This is a genomic window from Secundilactobacillus paracollinoides, assembly GCF_001702155.1.
GTDB classification, from domain to species: Bacteria; Bacillota; Bacilli; order Lactobacillales; family Lactobacillaceae; genus Secundilactobacillus; species Secundilactobacillus paracollinoides.
This window is the reverse complement of the sequence record NZ_CP014912.1, coordinates 229,432-250,599: the sequence shown is the minus strand read 5'-3', so window position 1 is coordinate 250,599 and position 21,168 is coordinate 229,432. Positions and strand designations below refer to the sequence as shown.

Genomic DNA, 21,168 nt, shown 5'->3' with positions numbered 1-21,168 from the left:
TTTTTAAATCAACATCAGTTTCAATTTAACACAACGCACAGACGTAGTGAAATGAGCGTGGCTCACCTAGGTCGAAAGGCGTGGACAAGGCCAATTGTTGCTTCCAGCAACATACCGATCGCCATCAGCTGCATGGCAAACATGGTGTGCATCGTGAAAACAGCCCAGATCAAAACCAGATAGAACGCAAAAAAGAAACAGGACCAAAACTTTGACATCAAATGCCTCCTTAATTAACCTGTATCATTTTCTTGTTTAGAACCATTACAAATTATAACGCATCCATCCTAAGTTTCAAGGCCTGAATTTTCATATGATATTATTCTGAAATAAAACCTGAAAATGCGATTGCAATTGTGTTTTTGACATGTCATAATATTTCTTGGCGATTCAAGTCAACTTGAAAACCGAAACCGTATCGCAGATTGATTACGGCAAAAAAGAATAGAGGTAACCCATCGTGAGCAAGCGAATTGACTTGACCGACCGGCGCTTTGGCCGGTTAGTGGTCCTTCAATTTGGCGGTCGCAACGCGGTCAACCAGAATGCAATGTGGTTGTGCCAGTGCGACTGTGGCGAGCGGGTAGTGGTTGATGGGGTCCGGCTACGCTCAGGAACAACAAAGAGCTGCGGCTGTTTACGACGAGAATTATCGAAAAAGCGGGTGCGTCAAAATGATCAGTTCCAACATTATGTTGGCCAAACGGATCAGCTGACGACCAAAAAAGGTGTGGCGTACAGCTCAGTGCGTCAATCAAGCAGAAACAAGTCCGGTGTCGTGGGGGTGTCATTCGACAAACAAACGGGCAAGTGGTTCGCAAGATTGATGGTGCATAAGCATTACGTGTTGATGAAGAGCTTCCCGACTATGGGAGAAGCGATTGAGGCAAGGAAGGAAGCGGAGAGGGTGTATTTGAAGTAGAGAGCGTGGAAGAAAACGGTTTGAGGGCGGAGCCTAAGGGACTCTGGCAGAAATGCCTGGGCTTGGGCATTTTTGCCAGAGTCCCTTAGGCATTAGCCCTCAGTTTTCTGGAACGCGTTTCGGCACGGTGGCCAAGAAAGCCAAAACCACCAGATTTAAAACACAAACCAACATCCAAACCAACACCACAAAAACAGCAACCCTCTCCAGGTTGCTGTTTTTGTGTGGTATTAAAAAGCACTTGTTAACACAAGGAAAACACCTTCAGAAACCCCTTTCACAGAATTGTAAATTGTGCGATGATAGACCCACAAGACATACACGGGAGGAACTTAAATATGAACTATCGAACCTTAGGCAAAACAGGTTTTAAAATTAGTGAAGTATCACTTGGCACTTGGCAATTAGGCGGCAAGTGGGGTGATCCATTCAGTGAAAAGGATGCCGACGACACGTTAGCTGAAGCATATGCGCAGGGCGTGAATTTCTTTGATACAGCGGATGGCTATCAGGACGGGCACAGTGAACAGGCTGTGGGGCGGTTTGTCACCGCACATCCAGATGTGCACTTTACGACGAAGATTGGCCGTAAGGAAATGCCGTTGACTGCCGAACATTTCAACCCGGAACACCTGCGTCGTTACGTGGATGAATCATTAGAAAATATGGGCGTTGATGCTCTGGATATGGTGCTGTTACATTGTCCGCCAATGATGAGTTACTACGATCCGGAAGTCTTCTTTGCCTTAGACGATCTGAAAAAGAGTGGTAAGATCAAAAATTACGGTGTCAGTGTTGAACGGGTCGAAGAAGCCATTAAGGCAATGGACTATGACATTTCAGCAGTTGAAATCATCTTCAACATGTTCCGATTACGTCCAGCAAAGCTGTTTTTTGACCTCGCAAAGAAAAATAACGTCGGCATTCTCGCACGTGTGCCGCTGGCCAGTGGCCTCTTGACGGGTAAATTTACGGCTGATACTCAATTCGGTCCCGAAGATCATCGGACAACCAACCGAAACGGTGAGCTATTTGATAAGGGTGAGACCTTCTCCGGGGTTGATTATTTGACTGGTGTGAAAGCCGCCCAAGACTTAAAGACTAAGCTTGGGACTGATGATCTCGCTGGAAAGGCACTCCGTTACATTTTGATGTATGATGCTGTATCTGCCGTCATTCCGGGCGCCAGCACACCAAGCCAAATCGAGCGCAACACGCGGGCATCTGATTTACCTGCATTGTCGGCTGAGGAAATGGGTATCGTTCAAGATATTTACGATGCCGAAATTAAGAATCCCGTTGATTATCTCTGGTAAACTAGTTGTAGTTTAACTCTTAGTAACCGTGAAATCCCGCTATCAGCGAGGGTCACGGTTATTTTTGGTTCAAAATGAGGAATCAGTTGTAATAGAACGTCATAATAATGTTATAATTGCGGTATTAAATGTGCTGCCGGGATAAAGAGAATCGGATCATCCGTTACGACAGCAGGACGCGGGGGCGGAATTGTGGAACTCACAGAACGGCAACAAACCATTATCAAAATGTTAAAGGAAACCAGCCCGTTGACTGGTGAAGAGATTGCAACCCAGCTTAATCTGAGCGTACCAACGATCCGTGGTGATCTGCGACTGTTAACGGCCGTGGAGATCTTAGATGCCAGACCCAAGGTGGGTTATGTGTATCGCGGCGAACAACAGGTCGGATTAAACTACGGCGAACTGTTTGAAAAACCAATTGCGGATATTATGCAGGCACCAGTGACCATTCGGGATAACGCAACGCTGGCGGAAGCAGTCAGCAAGTTATTTTTAGACGATGTTGGCTCATTGTACGTCGTGGATCAGGACGGCCGGTTAGTGGGTCTGATGTCACGAAAGGATCTGCTAAGGGCCAGTTTTAATAACAACAACGCCGAGTCGATGCTGGTGAGTGTCATTATGACAAGAATGCCAAACATTGTGACGGTGACAGCGGAAATGACGCTCGTAGCGGTGGGACAGTTGTTGCTGACGCATATGGTGGATTCACTGCCAATCGTGGATAAGCAGGATCCGCAAAAATTGGTTGGAAGAATTACTAAGAATCGGATTTTTCAGTATTTTATTGAGCAGGGATAGAGTGTGGAGCAAGGCGTTTTGAGGGCGGAGCGTCAGTAACTCTGGTCAGAAAAGTCCGGGCCTGACTTTTCTGACCAGAGTTGCTTACGCAGTAGCCCTCAGCCATGCGGAACACGTTTCAGCTATGAGGTCAGAAAGCTCGTCGCAACAGGCACTATGGCGAGGAAATCCGGGTCTGACTTTTGTGACCAGAGTTGCTTACGAGTAGCCCTCAGCCTTGCGGAACATGTTTCGGCAAAGCAGCAAAGAAAGCCATCAACCCAAGTAAATCAGAATTATCACAATCAAAAAGTCAAAAAGCCGCATGCGAATCCAATCGCATGCACTTTTATTTTCCCTTTGAAAACAACTAAACGCCAAAAATGTGCGATGAAAAACACCGCTATTTCCCAACCAAACAATAATAATGTCATAACAGTTAGTTGTTTCCAAAAACATAACGTAATAATTAAACCACCTCTAAAATTTACATATCCCATTATGTCAACGCTTGAAGCATCTTCTATCGAAAATACCTTGTTTTTTAATCACGTTTAATATAAAGTGTAATCAGGAAAATATAACGTGTTATTTGCAGAAAGAGTGATTATATGACAAAACAAATCTATGCGTTTTCGGAAGGTAATATGAATATGCGTGGGTTGCTCGGCGGGAAGGGTGCCAACCTTGCTGAGATGACCAACCTGGGTTTGCCAGTCCCTCACGGCTTCACGCTAACAACGGAAGCTTGTCATGATTATCAAGAACACCAGAAGCTAAGTGACGCGTTACTGACGGAGCTGGATACCGCACTGGATCAGCTGCGACAGGTTACTGGCAAGACATTTAACAGCCAGACTGAGCCGTTGCTGATTTCTGTCCGTTCCGGTGCCGCCATTTCGATGCCGGGGATGATGGATACCATTTTAAACATTGGTCTCAATGATGAGACCGTTGTCGCACTCGCTGACCTGACGCACAACGAGCGGTTTGCCTACGATAGTTATCGCCGCTTGCTTGCGATGTTCGGCAATGTGGTGTACGGCTTGTCCGAGGATGGGTTTGACCAGATCCTTACCACCATCAAACAGCAGCACGGCTATGCCAGCGACCTTGAACTGACAGCGGAGGACCTTAAACAAATCGTCCAACAATTCAAGGCACTGTATGGCACGGATAACGTCCCCGAGTTTCCACAGGCGCCTAAGGACCAGCTATTGGCCGCCATCAATGCGGTGTTTGAATCCTGGAATAACCACCGGGCTCAGGTCTACCGCAAACAAAATCATATTGCTGAAGACCTGGGGACTGCGGTGAACGTTCAAGAAATGGTCTTTGGGAACGCTGGTGAGGATTCCGGAACTGGCGTTGCCTTCACCCGTAACCCCGCAACCGGCGAGAAGCAGCTGTTCGCCGAGTACCTGCTGAACGCGCAGGGCGAGGACGTGGTGGCCGGGATTCGAACCCCGCAGTCGATCGATGTGCTCAAAAAAGAGATGCCGGAGATGTACGCCCAGTTCGCAACGATTGCGACCAAACTGGAAACGCACTATCGCGATATGCAAGATCTGGAATTTACGATCGAACACGGCAAGCTCTACCTGTTGCAGGCGCGAAATGGGAAACGAACGCCGTATGCGGCAGTCAAAATTGCGGTTGATTTGGTGCATGAGGGACTCATCAGCGAGGCGGAAGCACTATTACGGATCAATCCAGAGTCTGTTTCAGCAATGCTGCACCCTGAATTCGATCCAGAAACCCTAGCCAAACAAACTGTGCTCACTACTGGGCTGCCAGCGTCACCAGGCGCTGCGACTGGTCAAGTTTACTTCACGGCTGCTGAAGCAAAGGCTGCTGCTGAAACGGGTAAACAGGTGATCTTGATGCGTCAGGACACCTCGCCGGAAGACATTGAGGGGATGATTGCCAGCAAAGCCATCGTGACTTCCCGTGGCGGGATGACCTCGCACGCAGCGGTGGTTGCTCGTGGCATGGGATCGACGGGGGTGGTTGGTGCTCATGAGATCACGGTTGATTACCAGGCGAAAAAGGCCGTAGTGAATCATCAAGAGATTCACGAAGGCGACTGGGTCTCGGTTAACGGTACCACTGGTGACCTGTATTTAGGTCAGTTAGCAACCAGTGATGCCACGGTGAAGGGCGACCTGTCGACCCTGCTAGACTGGGCCAAGGACACAGCCTCGATGGGCGTTTATACGAATGCGGATACGCCGCAAGATTTCCAAAAAGCGCTCGATTTTGATGCTGATGGCATCGGGCTGACGCGAACGGAGCACATGTTTTTTAAACCAGAACGGCTCCTGCAAATGCGCCGGTTGATCTTAGCTGAGGATGCTGAAGGCAGAAAGGCGCCGTTGGTTGAACTGCAACGGATGCAGCAGGACGATTTCTACCAGTTGTACAAATTGGCGGGCGATAAGTCAGTTACGATTCGACTGCTTGATCCGCCGCTGCATGAATTTTTGCCACACGATGAAAATGAGATCCAGGCGGTGTCGCACCAAACCGGCATTACGCCCGAACGATTACGCGACCGTACCAACGCCCTGAAGGAATTGAATCCCATGCTGGGACATCGGGGCGACCGGCTGGCGGTTACTTTCCCGGACATTTATCAGATGCAGGTTCGGGCCATTATGACGGCAGTGTTGCGACTCCATGATGAGGGGCTTGAAGTGCACCCGCATATCATGATTCCGCTCACCGATTCGAAGTCAGAAATGGGATGGGTCCGCCAGCTTGTTGAAGATCAATTAACAGCGATGATGGCTGACCAGGACTTTAAATTGGCGTACACGGTTGGCACGATGATGGAGATGCCGCGGGCCTGTGTGACCGCAGACCAGGTTGCTGAAGCGTCGGACTTCTTTAGTTTTGGGACAAACGACCTCACTCAGCTGACCTTTGGCTACTCACGTGACGACGTTGGCTCATTCATGCCTGAATACATCAAGCAGGGTATCTTGCCAGCGGATCCGTTCCAGACGGTGGACGTTGAAGGGGTTGGTGCGTTGATGAAGATCGCCATTGAAAAGGGGCGCAGTACCAAGCCCGAATTGCCAATTGGCGTTTGTGGCGAAGTTGGCGGCGACCCGGCATCAATTGGGTTCTTCAACACCATTGGCATTACCTATGTATCCTGTTCGCCTTACCGGGTCCCAGTGGCACGCCTAGCTTCGGCACAGGCCACCCTAAAGGCGACGCAAGCCCTGAAGAAGGCCACTGTCTGATCAGGAGGAGTTAAGTTGATTGAAAGCGATTACACTTGTGTTAGGAACCTTCTAATAAACGATGTTGTCGGTAACAGTCAGCTACAAGCCCACGCCCGCTTATCCTGCAGTGATGCAGCCTAGCAGGCACTCGCGGTACCTGCGACAGCCCATTATTATCGGTACCGCGTTGCACTTATTTGCACCACATTATTCACGCGAACCACAATACTGTTTAGTTAGAGGAGTTTCTCATGGAAAGAAAAGGACAAGTCCTTACCTCACGTCTCTCATACGCGTTTGGGGCGTTTGGTCATGATATGTTTTACGCAACACTGTCAACGTACTTCATTATGTTCGTTACGGCGCACCTGTTCGATAAGAGTTCGGGCGCTAACGGGGCCAAAATGATCGGGTATATCACGCTGATCATTATGATCTTACGGTTCGTTGAACTCGCCATCGACCCATTCATTGGGAACACGATCGACAATACGTCGACGCGCTGGGGGAATTTCAAGCCGTGGATCGTTGGCGGTGGCCTGATCAGTGCCATTACGATCGCCATTTTATTTACGAACATGGGTGGCCTGAACGCCTCCAACCCAATGTTGTACCTGGTGATTTTTACCATTCTGTACATCACGATGGACATCTTCTACTCGTTTAAAGACGTCGGGTTCTGGTCCATGATTCCCGCCATTTCCTTTGATTCGCGGGAACGTGAAAAAACCGCGACCTATGCGCGGGTTGGGTCCAATATCGGCTCCAACATTGTCGGTATTATGGTGATGCCGATTGTGCTGATGTTCTCACAAGTGTCCAACAATGGTCAGGGGGACAATCGCGGTTGGTTCGCCTTTGCTCTGGTCGTTGCGACGGTGTCCTTTGTCTCGGCCGTTGTTGTTGGCCTAGGAACGAAGGAAAAACATTCAGAGTTGCGGAAAAACAAGGAGAAGACCACGTTTAGAGGCGTCTTAAAGGTACTGACCCGAAACGACCAGTTAATGTGGTTATCACTGACATACGCACTGTACACGTCAGGTATTCAGATCACCAACGCGCTGGAACTCTACTACTTCACCTACATTTTAGGGGATGCATCGCAGTTTAGTATTCTGGCCTCCATCAACGCAGTGATCGGGATCTTCGCCGTGCTGGCCTTCCCACCAATGGCGCAGAAGTTCAGTCGACGAAACGTGTTCTTTATTTCCATCAGTATCATGGTCGTTGCCCTTGCCATTTTCTTATTTGCCGGCAACTCATTGACCCTTGTCCTCCTCGCGGCAGTGTTGTTCTACATTCCACAACCACTCGTTTTCTTAGTCGTTTTGATGATCATCACCGACTCTGTTGAATACGGCCAGTTAAAGTTCGGCCATCGTGACGAATCACTGACACTTTCTGTTCGGCCGCTACTGGACAAAATGGGTGGCGCGATTTCCAACGGTGTCGTTGGGCTGACAGCTGTTTGGGCAGGAATGACTGCCGGCGCCTCAGCTTCTAACATTACAACGCACGGTCACACGGTTTTTAAACTTATGATGTTTGGTGTGCCATTAGCGCTTGTCCTGCTTGGGACGTTCATTTTCTTTAAGAAGGTGACCCTGATGAAGCGGAACACGCTAAGATCGTTGAAGAACTTGAAAAGACCTGGGGCAAGACATTAGGGGAAGACGTGGACTTCATTAGCGCTACGGATGGTGCGATCGCTCTTGACTACGCAGCACCGATCGACGGCGAGTTAGTCCCACTCAACACGGTTTCAGATGAAAACTTCGCTTCTGGTAAGATGGGTCAGGGGATTGCCATCAAACCAAGTGATGGTCGCATCTATGCGCCTTTTGACGGCGATGTGAAGGTGACGTTCCCGACGCGGCATGCAATTGGGTTGGTAGCGGAAAACGGTGTCGCAACCCTGATCCACATTGGTATTGGCACAGTCAACATGCGCGGTACTGGATTTGTGTCCTACGTTGAAAAGAATCAGCACGTTAAAAAGGGCGACCTCCTGATTGAATTCTGGCGGCCAGCCATTGAAAAAGCCGGGTACGATGACACCGTCATGGTCGTCATGACCGACCACGCCAAGAATCTCGCCCTGACACATGTAACTGGTTTGATTGCCCATGGGGAAACGCTGCTGACTGTTTCAACGGATTAATTAATCCAGGGGGAGAGTGCGTTGCATTCCGCAATTTGGCACGGCATCGAAGTGGCTCGCGAATGAGCTAACTCGATTTCTGCTGCGCAGCTCTCGAGTGGATCTCATTCGACTCGCATGGCACTAAATGGCCAAAATACGGCCATCAAGTGCCATCGACACCACGATGCCGTGCCAAATTGCTTCATTCCACTCACATAGCGCTTACTTTAACCGCTGATTAAGCATGACCAATTGCAGCAACCCGAGTTCGAAGAGAATCCGCCCTCGACTGCAACTAAGGTTATGGACAGCAATGCTTCAAACGTTGTTCGGGGAAGTAATGACAACTCATCACCTGAATGGACGATAGAAATTTGTTGGGTTGTTATCTGCTGGGACAGTTCCACAATGTAGCGTAGTGGAGCTGTTCGGCATTGCAGGCTGTGGTGTCGGTATTAGTTGGCGACCGTATCTTGGTCGGTTACTAATACGGGAGACGTTGAGATACTTGAATTTCTACACAGACATTCAACAACTCCCCCAAAGCGACCCCACCTCAGCCGGCAGGGCCGAACAGCGCAACGCAGCGGTAATTTAGAGCTTTAACCACCAATTACCCCTAATTTCAGGATTGAGATTAGGGGTAATTGGCTTGATAATGGAGACGTAAATAAATTTTAGGAGGAATCATTGTGGCAATTCATGTTGATGAAGCACACCAGTTATTCCACTTACAGACAGCAACTACAAGTTATATTTTTCAAGTGTTAGCTAACGGTCAGTTAGGCCAGTTGTACTATGGCAGTCAGGTTCATGTTCGGCCAGAGTACGCGAATTTAACGAAGCGTGAGCTGAAAAACTCCATGCCAGCGTATGCGTTAGACCAGCCAACGTATCAGTTGGATGCAATCAAACAAGAGTACGCCGCGTTTGGTACCGGTGATTATCACCGGCCAGCGTATCAGGTAACACAGACAAATGGCAGCCGGATCACTGATTTTATTTACGATCACTATGAAGTTAAACAGGGCAAACAGCGTTTAACGGGCTTTCCTTCGACCTTTGACGACAGTGGTGATGATGTTGAGACCCTGGTCATTTATCTGCATGACGAAGTGACGAAACTTGAGATTGCGTTAAACTACACGGTTTTTCCCAATCAGGATGTGATCGTGCGCAGCGCAACCTTCCTCAACCACGGCACTGATGCCGTGACACTCAACAGTGCCTTGAGTGGGCAGTTAGACCTGCCTGACGCCGACTATGATATGGTGCAATTCTCAGGCGGTTGGGCGCGTGAACGTCATCTGATCCGAACGCACTTGCGCTCAGGCATTCAAGCCATTGACAGTGTTCGTGGATCCTCGAGTCCGCAGCAAAATCCATTTATGATGCTTGCCCGACCGGAAACGACTGAGGATGCTGGCGGCGTCTTTGGGTTTAACCTTGTCTATTCTGGGAACTTCTTAGATCAAGTCGAAGTGGATCACTATGACACGACACGGGTGTTGGTTGGTATCAATCCTGAAACGTTTGCTTGGCAGTTAATGCCAGACAAGAGTTTTCAGACGCCTGAGTGTGTGTTCAGTTATACTGCGAACGGGATGAACCAATTGAGTCAACAACTGGCGACGTTCTATTCAGAACATTTAGTGAACTCACAGTATGTGAAGAAGGAACGGCCGATTCTAGTCAATAACTGGGAAGCGACATACTTTGATTTCGATGAAGAAAAATTGCTGAAGATCGTGCGTAAAGCAAAGGAACTTGGCATTGAAATGTTTGTGCTGGATGACGGCTGGTTCGGTCACCGTGATGATGATCACACCTCGTTAGGTGATTGGTTCGTTGACCACAGCAAGTTACCCAATGGCATTGGCGATTTTGCGGGGAAGGTGCATCACCTAGGCCTCCAATTCGGCCTCTGGTTTGAACCCGAGATGATTTCGATTGACAGTGAGCTGTATCGCACGCATCCAGAATGGGTGATTCACGCGCCAGATCGGCGAATGACGCCGGGTCGGAATCAATACGTCCTTGATTTTAGTCGGCAAGAAGTTGTGGATTACTTGTATGACATGATGAGCAAGGTCATGGCGGATACGAAGCTTGACTATGTGAAATGGGATATGAACCGCTACATCACAGAGTTGTTTAGCTGCAGCTTGCCAGTGGATCAACAGTTAGAGTTGCCGCACCGTTACATTTTAGGCGTTTACCAACTGTATGAGCGACTGACAAAGGCGTTTCCTGATGTGTTGTTTGAATCCTGCGCTTCTGGTGGCGGGCGGTTTGACCTTGGGATGATGTACTACGCGCCTCAAGCTTGGACTAGCGATGATACGGATGCCGTTGAGCGGATCAAGATTCAGTATGGGACCTCGTATGGCTATCCGCAGTCGATGATGGGTGCTCACGTGTCGGTGTCGCCAAACGAACAGATTGGCCGGTACACGCCACTTGAAACAAGAGCGAACGTTGCGTTCTTCGGTGCTTTCGGTTATGAACTGGACATCTCCAAGTTATCAGTAGCCGACAGTGCAACGATTCAGCACCAGGTCGCGTTCTATAAGGCACATCGGTCCGTTTTCCAGTTCGGGAAACTGTACCGAATCACTAGTCCGTTTGAAAAGGACCATAACGTGATGAGCTGGATCGCAGTCGATGAAACGAAGAGCCATGCCATCGCTGTGCGGTATCAGATCTTGAACCGACCAAACGCACCATATCTGCGATTGAAGCTGAAGGGGCTGGATCCAGATAAGCAGTATCGCGTGAATGAGGGTCAGCGGACATACTACGGTGACGAACTGATGAACGCAGGATTGTTTCTGGACCATAATTTCGATGGGACGGCTGGTTCACGGAAGGATGCGGATTTTAGTTCGCGGTTGTTTTTGGTGGATGAAGTTTAGAGTGTGGAGCAAGGCGGTTTAGGGGCGGTGTGTAACGGACTCTGACCGAAAAGTCTGGGCCTGACTTTTTGGTCAGAGTCCGTTACACGTTAGCCCCGTGCCTTGCGGAACACGTTTCGGCTATGAAGCATAGGACAACGTCGCAAGGACGGCACGAGAGCTAAAACCATAAAGTCCGGGTCTGACTTTTTGGCCAGAGTTGGCTTACACGCAGCTTTCTGTTTTCTGGAACACGTTTCGGCTATGAAGCATAGGACAACATCGCAAGGACTTCTCTAAATAAATGCCAGTTAAATCCATCGGCTTGCCAATTATGTAATTTTGGTAATATAGCAAATATAAATTACAGTTTTACAGCCAAAAAAGGAATCGAGCAATTGCCTGATTCCTTTTTTTGACTTTTATTTGTCGATAATTCTTTGAATATAAGTTAATTCATTTAAATCTATGAAATTCAGAATTGCGTGGCTTGATTCTGAAGGTGTTCTCGCGACAACTTTCTAGGCAACGGTGCCGAAACGTGTTCCGCAAGGCAAGGGGCGGCCATGTAACGGACTCTGGCAAAAAATCCAGACCCAGGATTTTCTGCCAGAGTCCGTTACATTCTGCCCCTTAACCGCCTTGCTCCACACTCTAGCCCCAGTTCACCCCATCCTGTTCCCCCAAAATCCGATCTATCTCACTCAACTCATCATCAGAAAACGCCAGGTTATCCAGTGCCTTCACATTATCCAACAACTGTTCAGGTCGACTAGCCCCAATCAGGACACAGGCCATTTCTGGATTGCGCAGGTTCCATGCCAGCGCCATTTCTGCCAAGGCTTGGTTACGGGCATGTGCCACCTCGTTTAACGCCTTGACGGTCTTTAAGGTCTGTTCAACCTGACTTGGGTGCAGGAATGGGCTGTTGCTGCTGGCAGCTCGGGAATTCTCCGGGATGCCGTTGAGATATTTATCAGTCAGCAGGCCCTGACACAGAGAACTGAAGCCGACCGCGGCCTTATGGTTTGCCTTCAGAACGGGGAAGAGGTCAGTTTCTGGTTGCCGGTTAAACATGTTGTAGCGCGGCTGGTGAATCACAAACGGCGTATGCAGCTCCTTGAAGCATTTCATAATGGCTTCGGTTTGGGCGCCGTTATAGTTTGAGATTCCCACGTAAAGTGCCTTACCTTGACGAACCAAGGTGTCAAGCGCTTGGGCCGTTTCAAAGACGTCCGTATTAGGATCTGGCCGGTGCGTGTAGAAAATATCCACGTAGTCCAGTCCCATGCGTTTCAGGGATTGGTCCGCGCTGGCAATGATCGATTTGCGCGAGCCCCAGTTCCCATACGGGCCGGGCCACATGTCGTAGCCGGCTTTGCTAGCGATGACGATCTCGTCGCGGTAGGGTTTAAGATCAGTCGCCAAAATGTGGCCGAAATTTTCTTCAGCGCTGCCGGGAATGGGGCCATAGTTATTGGCGAGGTCAAAGTAGGTAATGCCCAGGTCAAATGCCTGTTGAATGATGGCGCGCTGATTGTCATACGGATCGACGCTGCCAAAATTGTGCCATAGCCCGAGTCCAAGGGCGGAGAGTTGAAGACCGCTATTGCCAAGGTGATTGTAGACCATCTTGTCGTAACGGGTTGGATTTGCTGTATACATGAATGTTCCCCTTTCATAATAAGAAATCGGTTACATTCAGTATACACTTGTGTAAACTGCTGGGACGACCTTTGCCAGAAATAACTGTTCTTATTGAATATTAATCTTATCCTAGACTCGTGCCCGATAATTGGATGATCAATTCGACAATTACCGTTGACATGACTGACCCTCGTCCCATAAGATAGGACTATGACTAAATTAAGGGATGATGAAAATGACCGGTGAATTAACTGCCCGGGTCGGGTTTAAAGACACGATTCCAACTGCATTCGGCTACATTGGCATCGGGATAGCATTTGGGATCATTGGCCAGTCCAACCATTTGAGTGTGCTGGAGATCATACTCATGTCACTCATTACATATGCGGGGTCAGCCCAGTTTGTAATCGTCAGCATGGCCGCGCTGCACGCTAATATTTTATCCATCGTCCTGTCCGTTTTTCTGGTGAATTCGCGAATGATACTAATGAGCACCGTTATCGCGCCGTACATGAAAAAGGAAAGTCTATTGCGGAACGTTTGGATCGGGACATTGCTGACCGATGAGACCTTTGCGTTGAGTATGAATAAGTTGAATTACACGGACCACCGGCTTTCCTATTCGTGGTTTAATAGCGCCAACTTAACGGCTTATTTGACCTGGTTTGCCGCCTCTGGTATCGGTGGGGCGCTTGGTAATCTCATTACGAATCCGGAACAGTTTGGCCTTGGGTTTGCGCTGGTCGCAATGTTCATTGGGCTGCTGTACTTGCAGATCATTACTGACAAAACGATCCGGTTGGGGATTCAACTGGGCGTTGTGGGCTTTGTGGCCGTGGTAATGTACCTTGGACTCGCGGTTATTCCAGAAAATATCCTACTATTAATTGCTGCCCTGTTAGGGTGCACGTTTGGGGTGACTTTAAAACATGTCCTTAGATAAGTACGTTTTACTGGTGATTATATTCAGCGGTCTGGTGACCTGGCTTTCTCGAATCCTGCCGTTCGTGTTATTGAAGAAGTTTACGTTACCCAAGATCGTGGTCAACTTTCTCAGCTTTGTGCCAATTAGTATTATGACAGCGCTCTGGGTAGAGAGTCTCCTCGTGCAACATTTAGGATCGCTGCCAAGTCTCAATGTTGAAAATGTCATTGCGAGTGTGCCAACCGTTATTAGCGCGGTGATTTCTAAAAATTTAATGATCATTGTGATCGTCGGCGTCATTTCACTGGGTGTCATCAAATTCGTGATGTAGATGCTGAAAAAAGTCTGGTTTAAAAAAACGAATCAGGCTTTTTTGCGTTATTAAGGCGTGAACCCAGCTATTTACCGACAAATTTAAGGGGAATTAATGGTTGCTTGAAGGGCTTGGTAAGGGCACTATTATGAGGGAGGTTATTTTTGAAAAACGGTGTTATATCAGGGAATAGTACGTGTCTTAAAATCTAAGCATCGTTGACATCGTCTAGTTACTAGGGGTTTTGAAAAAAGTTTGGTACACTTAAAACACAGTGAAGTTTTGAAAGGGGAAGACTCATGGATCGTGCTGAATTAAAGGCACAGGCCAAGGACTTATTGAATGGACACTTTAAGTTTTACTTGGTCTTGTTGCTACCATTTTATATTTTGGATATTGCCTCAGGCATTACCCAGACCATTGAGCGGGTTGATAACACCCAGACCTTGTCTTGGTCGTGGATCATTACGTTTGCCAGCTCATTGCTCATGGTCGGTATCACCTTTGTCATGATTGACCTTGCGCGTGGGGTCGGGGACTATGAAGCGCCCGTTAGCAAGTCGTTTACCATCGCCAACCGAGGGGACTATTTCATCGGGACGATTGGCTTATCGATCGTCATGTTCATCTTAACGTTCCTGTGGTCACTGCTATTTGTTATTCCTGGTATTATTAAGAGCTTTTCTTATTCTCAAGCGATTTATATTTATCGTGACTATTTAGACCAGGGCCACAAGATCAGCTTTTTAGAAGCCATTACGAAGAGTCGTGAGATGATGGACGGACACAAGGCAGAGTACTTTGTGCTCCAACTGAGTTTCATTCTCTGGTGGCTGTCATGTATCGTTATCTTGCCATTCTTCTGGGTAGAACCATACTATCAGCAGACCATGGCAAACTATTACGTGCACCTAGCTGATGGTCAGCGTGAGACCACGGACGAGCCCGTAACGGTCGTTGGTGAAGAAACACCAGTCGATGAAACGACTGCCGACGATGGTGACACACCATCAGAGACGGATGAGACAACGGCGCCTGATAACCAACCAGATGCTGATAAACCAACTGATACGCCGAAGGACGACTAGTAGCAAAAATAAAGACCTGTTCGTACGCTTGTTTAAGTGTCACCAGCGGGTCTTTTTTGTGAGGCAGAGCGTGGAAGAAGGCGTTTAGAGGGCGGAGCGTAAGCCGACTCTGGCAGAAATGCCGGGTTTGGCATTTGTGCCAGAGTCGGCTTACGCTGTAGCCCTCTGCCTTCTGTAACGCGTTTCGGCAAGGTAGCCAAGCAAACAAATTTTAACGATTAGAAATTAAGACGAGTGTCTTGTTTTAGCCAGTCAGTGGTACGGTTACAACCCAAACTCGATTCTGACCGCCCTTATCTCAAACGTTAATCCATGATACACTAATCAGGATTAATTTAATTAGGAGAGAAAAATTGGCTGACACAAATCGAAAGCCACAGTGGCAAAAAAACCTGTATGCGCTGTGGCTGGGTAACTTTATTACGGGTGCCGGTGCTAGTATGAGCTTGCCATTCTTGCCGCTCTTTATTAGCACCATGGATCATTTTTCAAAGTTTCAACTGAACTTATACGCCGGGTTGGCGTTTTCGGTCACGTTTTTAAGTCAAGCCATCGTGTCCCCGCTTTGGGGCAAACTGGCTGACCGGACTGGCCGGAAACCCATGTTGATGCGCGCGGCAGCTGGGATGACCATTACAGCAACGTTAACGGGCTTTTCGCCAAACGTCTGGGTCCTGATTGGACTGCGGTTATTACAGGGCTGTTTTTCGGGCTACATCAACAACGCGTATGCGCTGATTGCTAGTGAGGTACCGAATGATAAGAGCGGTCAGACGATGGGGACGCTCACTACTGGCAATATCGGCGGTCAATTGATCGGCCCAATTTTTGGTGGTTACATTGCCGGCTTATTCGGATATCAAGTGCCATTCTTTATTTTTGGGGGCCTGATGTTTATTGCGACAATCGTGACGCTGTTCTTCGTGAAGGAAGACTTTAAGCCGATGGACGTGCACAACCCGTTGGCCAATAAAAACGCGTTTGCGGGCATCAAACACAAGAGTATTGTTTGGGCGATGATTATTTCATCAATGCTGATTCAAGCCGCAACAACGTCGATCAATCCCATTATCAGTTTGTTTGTGAAAGAACTGATGCATGGTCACGGCAACGTTGCCATGACCAGTGGGGTGATTGCCGCGCTGCCCGGGATTGCCACTCTGCTGGCCGCTTCCCGGCTTGGGGCGCTAAGTGATCATATTGGCCCACAGAAGGTGCTCATTGCCGGATTGATTTTCTGCGGTTGCATGTTCCTGCCGATGTACTTTGTGACGAGTGTGTTCACGCTGGGCATCTTCAGGTTTCTGGTGGGGATTTCGGATGCAGCGTTACTACCAGTTACCCAAACGGTCATGACGCTGGATACACCGTCGGAAGCCATCAGTCGAATCTTTAGTTACAACCAGTCCTCACAGGCCATTGGGTCGGTTGTCGGTCCAATGCTTGCCTCACTTGTAGCTGGTGTTCTAGACTACCGTTACGTTTTCTTAATGACTACTGGATTGGTTCTCATTAACTTGGCAGTCGTGGGATTGGCGTATCGCCACGACCGGAAAACGGTTAAAACCGCGTAAGAAACGAGACAATCACTTGAAAGCGTCACAGCGATTCAGTAAAATTGAATTTGGATTAAATTAATAAGTAGGAGTGTCAATTTATGGGCAGAGCACAAGAACGGACGCGGCATCAAATTATTACTGCGTTTTTAGACTTATTAGCAGAACAGTATTTTGACACCATCAGTGTCTCAAAAGTATCGGATGCCAGTTTTGTGACCCGCAGTACCTTTTATCGGTATTTTAAGGACAAAAACGACCTGCTGTTTAACGCGATTGAAAGCACCATCAGCCAATCGGTTCCAGACCAAGCGCTGATGAACCAATTTGTGAATTATGTGGAAGCATACTGGCCACTGTTGCGGCACTTGTCACCAAGTCGCCAAAGCCGGTCAAACTTAAATGATATCTTAAACCAGATTTTGTGGGATATGGTCCATAGAAGGGTCAAGGAGACTCCAACGGACACGGACCCAATGATCCAACTCATGGTAACGGCGGAGCACCCAGACCTCATGATCAGTGTCGTAGAAGGCATGATGATGGGCGTCATGGAGTATTATGTGCAAAACGACGTTGAAAAAATCGATAAGCAAGAGCTTGAAGATACAATGTCGGATATTGTGGGGAAGTTGACAAAGTAAGAGTGTGGAGCAAGGCGGTTAAGGGGCAGAATGTAACGGACTCTGGCAGAAAAGTCCGGGTCTGACTTTTCTGCCAGAGTCCGTTACATGGCCATCCCTTGCCTTGCGGAACACGTTTCGGCACGGTTGCCAAGAAAGCCGTAACCATAACCAGTCGGCGGACCAAAAAGACACAATCCCGGGTCTGACTTTTTTGCCAGAGACCGTTACATGGTCGCCTCTTGCCTTGCGGAACACGTTTCGGCACGGTTGCCAAGAAAGTCAGTAGCCGTAACCAGTCGGCTGATAGAAAGTACAATCCTGGGTCTGACTTTTTTGCCAGAGTCCGTTACACGTTAGCCCCGCTTGTGGAACACGTTTTGGCATTCTTGCCAAGAAAACACTCACTAACCACACACTTTCCCAGCCTAAGCAATTACCAATAGAAAAATAAATTAGAAAAAAGCGTTCAGAAAACCATTCTGAACGCTTTTTCTATCCAATCCCCAACACAACAGCGTTTCTCACGTAAGCAGTAGATAACCGACCGTATTCAAATCAACTCTAAAATGATTTACGATTACCTCATCAAATAAAATTGGTGAGGTAATTTTTTATGACTGAAAAACCTGATATTGTTCAAATTCGCATGGGTCAAACGCCACAGTCGCAACCAACGGTTACGACGAAAGCAATGCACATCAAAGTCGGCACCAACAAATCTGTCATTATCTACAATCACATTAATGGTTATATTTTAGATGCATTCCTAAAGGCGGTGTTTAGCGATGATAATCGACCAAAATAAGCTTCATCAGATCTTTCTGGTCTGCGGAAAAACAGATTTAAGAAAAGGAATTGATGGTCTAGCTGGGGTGGTTCAAGATCAATTTGATTTGGACCCATATAACAGCGCGTTATATTTGTTCTGCGGGAGTCGTAAAGACCGATTCAAAGCACTGTACTGGGATGGTGACGGATTCCTGTTATTATACAAACGAATTGAGAATGGTCGACTCCAATGGCCAGTTGATCAAGCTGCAATTCGTAAGCTAAATCCCAAACAGTTACTTCGTCTCCTGAGCGGGTGGTCGCTGGAGTCGACCATTCATCAAGTGACCCCACCGGGTCACAAAAAATAGCTTTTAAACCCGTTTAGCGAGTGGTAAACTCATTTCAACAACTCTTATATACGGAAAGGAGTGAATGCGATGGCTAAGCACGTAAAAAATATTGAAGCCGAACTAATTCGACAGAACACTGAGCTAAAACAAGAAGTGCACGAACTAAAACAGACGATTCTACTTCTGGAAGAACAGGTGGCATTTTTAACCAAAAAGATCTATGGCCAAAGCTCTGAAAGAATTAATTCTGATCAATTGTCATTATTCGGACAAAGTGGTGTTTTTACCGAACCAGAGCAAACTGGGAACCAAAGCGAAGAGACCTACCAAGTAATAACCAAGATCAGGTCGAAACAGAAGACACGCAAACAAACAATCAGTCCTGACCTGCCGGTTCAGGACGTTTTAATTCCATTCGATGCCAGTCAGTGTCCTCACGGACACTCTGACTGGCTCATCGTCGGCAAAAAATTTGTCCGCCAAGAAGTCTGTTACGAACCGGGACGCCTGTACGTTAAAAGAATCTACATAGAAACTGGCACCTGCAGTGAATGTGAAAGACAAACTGGCCTTACTTATATGTTTCAGAGCCAGGCGCCGCATGGTTTATTAGCCCATAGTCCATTGTCAGCATCGCTGGCAGCGCATGTGATCAGTGACAAGTTTCTGTTAGATCTGCCCTTGTATCGACAACAAAGAGCCCTTAAACAGGGCGGCTTTAATGTTTCAGAGGGGACCTTAGCTAATTGGATCATCAAAACTAGCCAACTGATAGAACCATTGTATGGTCTGATCCACCGAGAATTAATTGCCCGTCATCACCTTCAAGGTGATGAAACACTAATCCAAGTTATTAACGAGCCTGGTCGGGCAGCAAAGTCAAGATCTTACATGTGGGTCGCGACCATCCCTTTGAAGCTAACCAATCGGATTGTGTACTATGCTTATAGCCAGACCAGAGCTGGTTCATTCGCGCAGAAACAACTCTATAGCACGTATCAAGGTGTGTTACAATGCGACGGATATGCGGGCTATAATCTGCTTGGTGATCAGGCAATCAAGCGCGTCGGCTGTTGGGCGCACGTCCGGCGAAAGTTCAAAGATGCGTTTGATGCCGATAAACAGTACGTTGAAACACCCTTGCGATTGATCAACAGCATGTTTCGACTCGAAAAGACCTGGCAACACTTTTCTCCACGAGTACGCCAGCGACGTCGGCGTAGTAAAATAAGACCGCTTTTAAAACAGTTCTGGCAGTGGGTCGATCACTATGACGGGCTAGCTAAGTCCCGACTAGGTAAAGCCGTGACTTACGCGGCTGATCAACGCATGTATCTGAGCCGAATCGTGAACGATGGAACCATGGACTGGAGCAACAACACCGCTGAACGAACGATGAAGAGTTTAGTGATTGGTCGAAAGAACTGGCTGTTCAGTACTAGCCCAGAAGGTGCTAGATCAACAGCAATTTGGATGACAATTGTCGAGAGTGCCAAGGCCAATCACATTGATCCGACGAAATATATCGAATATATTCTACTCGGAGTTGCGCAACTACCAACTTTCCCAAAAAAGGAACAGTTAGCAGCTTATTTACCATGGAATTTCAAAGAATCCGATCTTGAGGCAGTCAAAAGAGCGCAAGCTGGAGTACTAATTCCTGATAAGAACGAAGACAAGAACGCATCATAGTAAGAAGCCTGGTATGTCTCAAAGAACGAGACATACCAGGCTTCTTTTTATATTTGTGATGAAATCGCAGTATTCAATACGGTCAGTTATCTACTGCTTACTTTCTCACCGCCATCCACCCCAAACAACCCCAGCATTATCTCTAGTTCACCCCATCAATCATGTTACATAATTTCATACCACGTATTTACAAATGTGCAACCACATGCTATTATGTAAACGGTTACAAAAGTAAAACGGTTTAATAAAAAGGAGAATCCACCATGAAATTAGCAAAATACATCGACCACACCTTATTAGCAGCAGACGCCACTGAAGACCGAGTAGACAAGACGATTGCCGAAGCCATCCAATATGACTTTGCTTCCGTTTGTATCAATCCTTATTGGGTCAAGCATACGGCTGCTGGCTTGAAGGATTCAGACGTCAACACTTGTACGGTTATCGGGTTCCCTTTGGGGGCAACGTCAACTGAATCAAAGGTCTTTGAAGCCCAACAAGCTATCAAAGATGGTGCTGATGAACTGGACATGGTTATCAACATTGGTGAATTAAAGGCTAACCACAACGATGCTGTTAAAGCTGACATCAAAGCATTAGCTGACGCTGTTCATGCTGAAGGCAAGTTGCTGAAGGTCATCATCGAAACGAGTTTGTTGGATCATGATGAAAAGGTTCGCGCATGCGAATTATCTGAGAGTGCCGGTGCTGATTTTGTGAAGACCTCTACTGGGTTCTCAACTGCGGGTGCCAAGGTTGAAGATGTCAAATTAATGCGTGAAACAGTCGGCGACCGATTAGGTGTTAAGGCTTCTGGTGGGGTGCACTCAAAGGCTGAAGCCGAAGCAATGATTGCTGCGGGTGCCACTCGAATCGGCGCCAGTGCCAAGATCGTGACTGAATAATTAA

At 47.7% G+C, this 21,168-nt stretch carries 16 protein-coding genes and 1 pseudogene; 15 read left to right on the top strand and 2 right to left on the bottom strand.

Annotated features, from left to right (window positions below; translation table 11 throughout):
- Positions 1 to 62: 62 nt before the first annotated feature.
- Entirely contained in the window at positions 63 to 218 is a 156-nt protein-coding gene (locus AYR61_RS15270; protein ID WP_169790389.1) for a hypothetical protein, read from the bottom strand.
- A 242-nt stretch (positions 219 to 460) separates the two neighbouring features.
- Here AYR61_RS15270 and AYR61_RS01015 point away from each other — a divergent pair, with 242 nt between their 5' ends.
- The 6 genes and pseudogenes from AYR61_RS01015 (at position 461) to AYR61_RS00990 (ending at position 11,312) form a co-directional block, all read left to right on the top strand.
- On the top strand, positions 461 to 922 hold the full coding sequence (locus AYR61_RS01015; protein ID WP_054709697.1) for an AP2 domain-containing protein: 462 nt from the start codon (positions 461 to 463) through the stop codon (positions 920 to 922).
- A gap of 338 nt (positions 923 to 1,260) precedes the next feature.
- The gene (locus tag AYR61_RS01010; protein ID WP_065901043.1) at positions 1,261 to 2,238 is read left to right on the top strand and encodes an aldo/keto reductase; all 978 of its coding nucleotides are present in this window, start codon (positions 1,261 to 1,263) and stop codon (positions 2,236 to 2,238) included.
- 192 nt (positions 2,239 to 2,430) lie between these two features.
- Positions 2,431 to 3,042 carry a helix-turn-helix transcriptional regulator gene (locus tag AYR61_RS01005; protein WP_054709700.1) on the top strand — a complete coding sequence of 204 codons (612 nt, stop codon included), beginning with the start codon at positions 2,431 to 2,433 and terminating at the stop codon, positions 3,040 to 3,042.
- Between the two features lie 590 nt (positions 3,043 to 3,632).
- Positions 3,633 to 6,272, top strand: a complete 2,640-nt coding sequence (gene ppdK, locus AYR61_RS01000; protein WP_065901039.1) for a pyruvate, phosphate dikinase — start codon at positions 3,633 to 3,635, stop codon at positions 6,270 to 6,272.
- Positions 6,273 to 6,505: 233 nt separating this feature from the next.
- Positions 6,506 to 8,415: pseudogene (locus tag AYR61_RS00995) on the top strand (glycoside-pentoside-hexuronide (GPH):cation symporter).
- A 674-nt stretch (positions 8,416 to 9,089) separates the two neighbouring features.
- Entirely contained in the window at positions 9,090 to 11,312 is a 2,223-nt protein-coding gene (locus AYR61_RS00990) for an alpha-galactosidase (protein ID WP_065901036.1), read from the top strand.
- A gap of 633 nt (positions 11,313 to 11,945) precedes the next feature.
- Here AYR61_RS00990 and AYR61_RS00985 read toward each other — a convergent pair.
- The gene (locus AYR61_RS00985) at positions 11,946 to 12,956 is read right to left on the bottom strand and encodes an aldo/keto reductase (RefSeq protein WP_065901031.1); all 1,011 of its coding nucleotides are present in this window, start codon (positions 12,954 to 12,956) and stop codon (positions 11,946 to 11,948) included.
- A gap of 217 nt (positions 12,957 to 13,173) precedes the next feature.
- On the opposite strand from AYR61_RS00985, the gene AYR61_RS00980 reads away from it, so the two are divergent.
- The 9 genes from AYR61_RS00980 to deoC all read left to right on the top strand — a co-directional run bounded on the left by AYR61_RS00980 (position 13,174) and on the right by deoC (position 21,164).
- Entirely contained in the window at positions 13,174 to 13,881 is a 708-nt protein-coding gene (locus tag AYR61_RS00980) for an AzlC family ABC transporter permease (protein WP_065901028.1), read from the top strand.
- The gene (locus AYR61_RS00975; protein WP_056987583.1) at positions 13,868 to 14,194 is read left to right on the top strand and encodes an AzlD domain-containing protein; all 327 of its coding nucleotides are present in this window, start codon (positions 13,868 to 13,870) and stop codon (positions 14,192 to 14,194) included. The genes AYR61_RS00980 and AYR61_RS00975 overlap by 14 nt, the downstream gene beginning before the upstream one ends.
- Positions 14,195 to 14,475: 281 nt before the next feature.
- Positions 14,476 to 15,264: a DUF975 family protein gene (locus AYR61_RS00970; RefSeq protein WP_065901025.1), complete on the top strand. Its 789-nt coding sequence runs from the start codon at positions 14,476 to 14,478 to the stop codon at positions 15,262 to 15,264.
- A 353-nt stretch (positions 15,265 to 15,617) separates the two neighbouring features.
- Positions 15,618 to 16,838, top strand: coding sequence for a multidrug efflux MFS transporter (locus AYR61_RS00965; protein ID WP_056987584.1), 1,221 nt, complete (start codon positions 15,618 to 15,620; stop codon positions 16,836 to 16,838).
- A gap of 83 nt (positions 16,839 to 16,921) precedes the next feature.
- Positions 16,922 to 17,464, top strand: coding sequence for a TetR/AcrR family transcriptional regulator (locus AYR61_RS00960; protein ID WP_065901014.1), 543 nt, complete (start codon positions 16,922 to 16,924; stop codon positions 17,462 to 17,464).
- Between the two features lie 595 nt (positions 17,465 to 18,059).
- Positions 18,060 to 18,251, top strand: a complete 192-nt coding sequence (locus AYR61_RS00955) for a hypothetical protein (RefSeq protein ID WP_054712986.1) — start codon at positions 18,060 to 18,062, stop codon at positions 18,249 to 18,251.
- Positions 18,232 to 18,585 (top strand): IS66 family insertion sequence element accessory protein TnpB, encoded by a 354-nt coding sequence (gene tnpB / locus AYR61_RS00950; RefSeq protein ID WP_054712984.1) that lies wholly within the window; start codon positions 18,232 to 18,234, stop codon positions 18,583 to 18,585. Before AYR61_RS00955 ends, tnpB begins: the two co-directional genes overlap by 20 nt.
- 69 nt (positions 18,586 to 18,654) lie before the next feature.
- Positions 18,655 to 20,259 (top strand): IS66 family transposase, encoded by a 1,605-nt coding sequence (gene tnpC / locus AYR61_RS00945; RefSeq protein WP_225356495.1) that lies wholly within the window; start codon positions 18,655 to 18,657, stop codon positions 20,257 to 20,259.
- Positions 20,260 to 20,522: 263 nt separating this feature from the next.
- On the top strand, positions 20,523 to 21,164 hold the full coding sequence (gene deoC / locus AYR61_RS00940; protein ID WP_065901011.1) for a deoxyribose-phosphate aldolase: 642 nt from the start codon (positions 20,523 to 20,525) through the stop codon (positions 21,162 to 21,164).
- Positions 21,165 to 21,168: the final 4 nt, after the last annotated feature.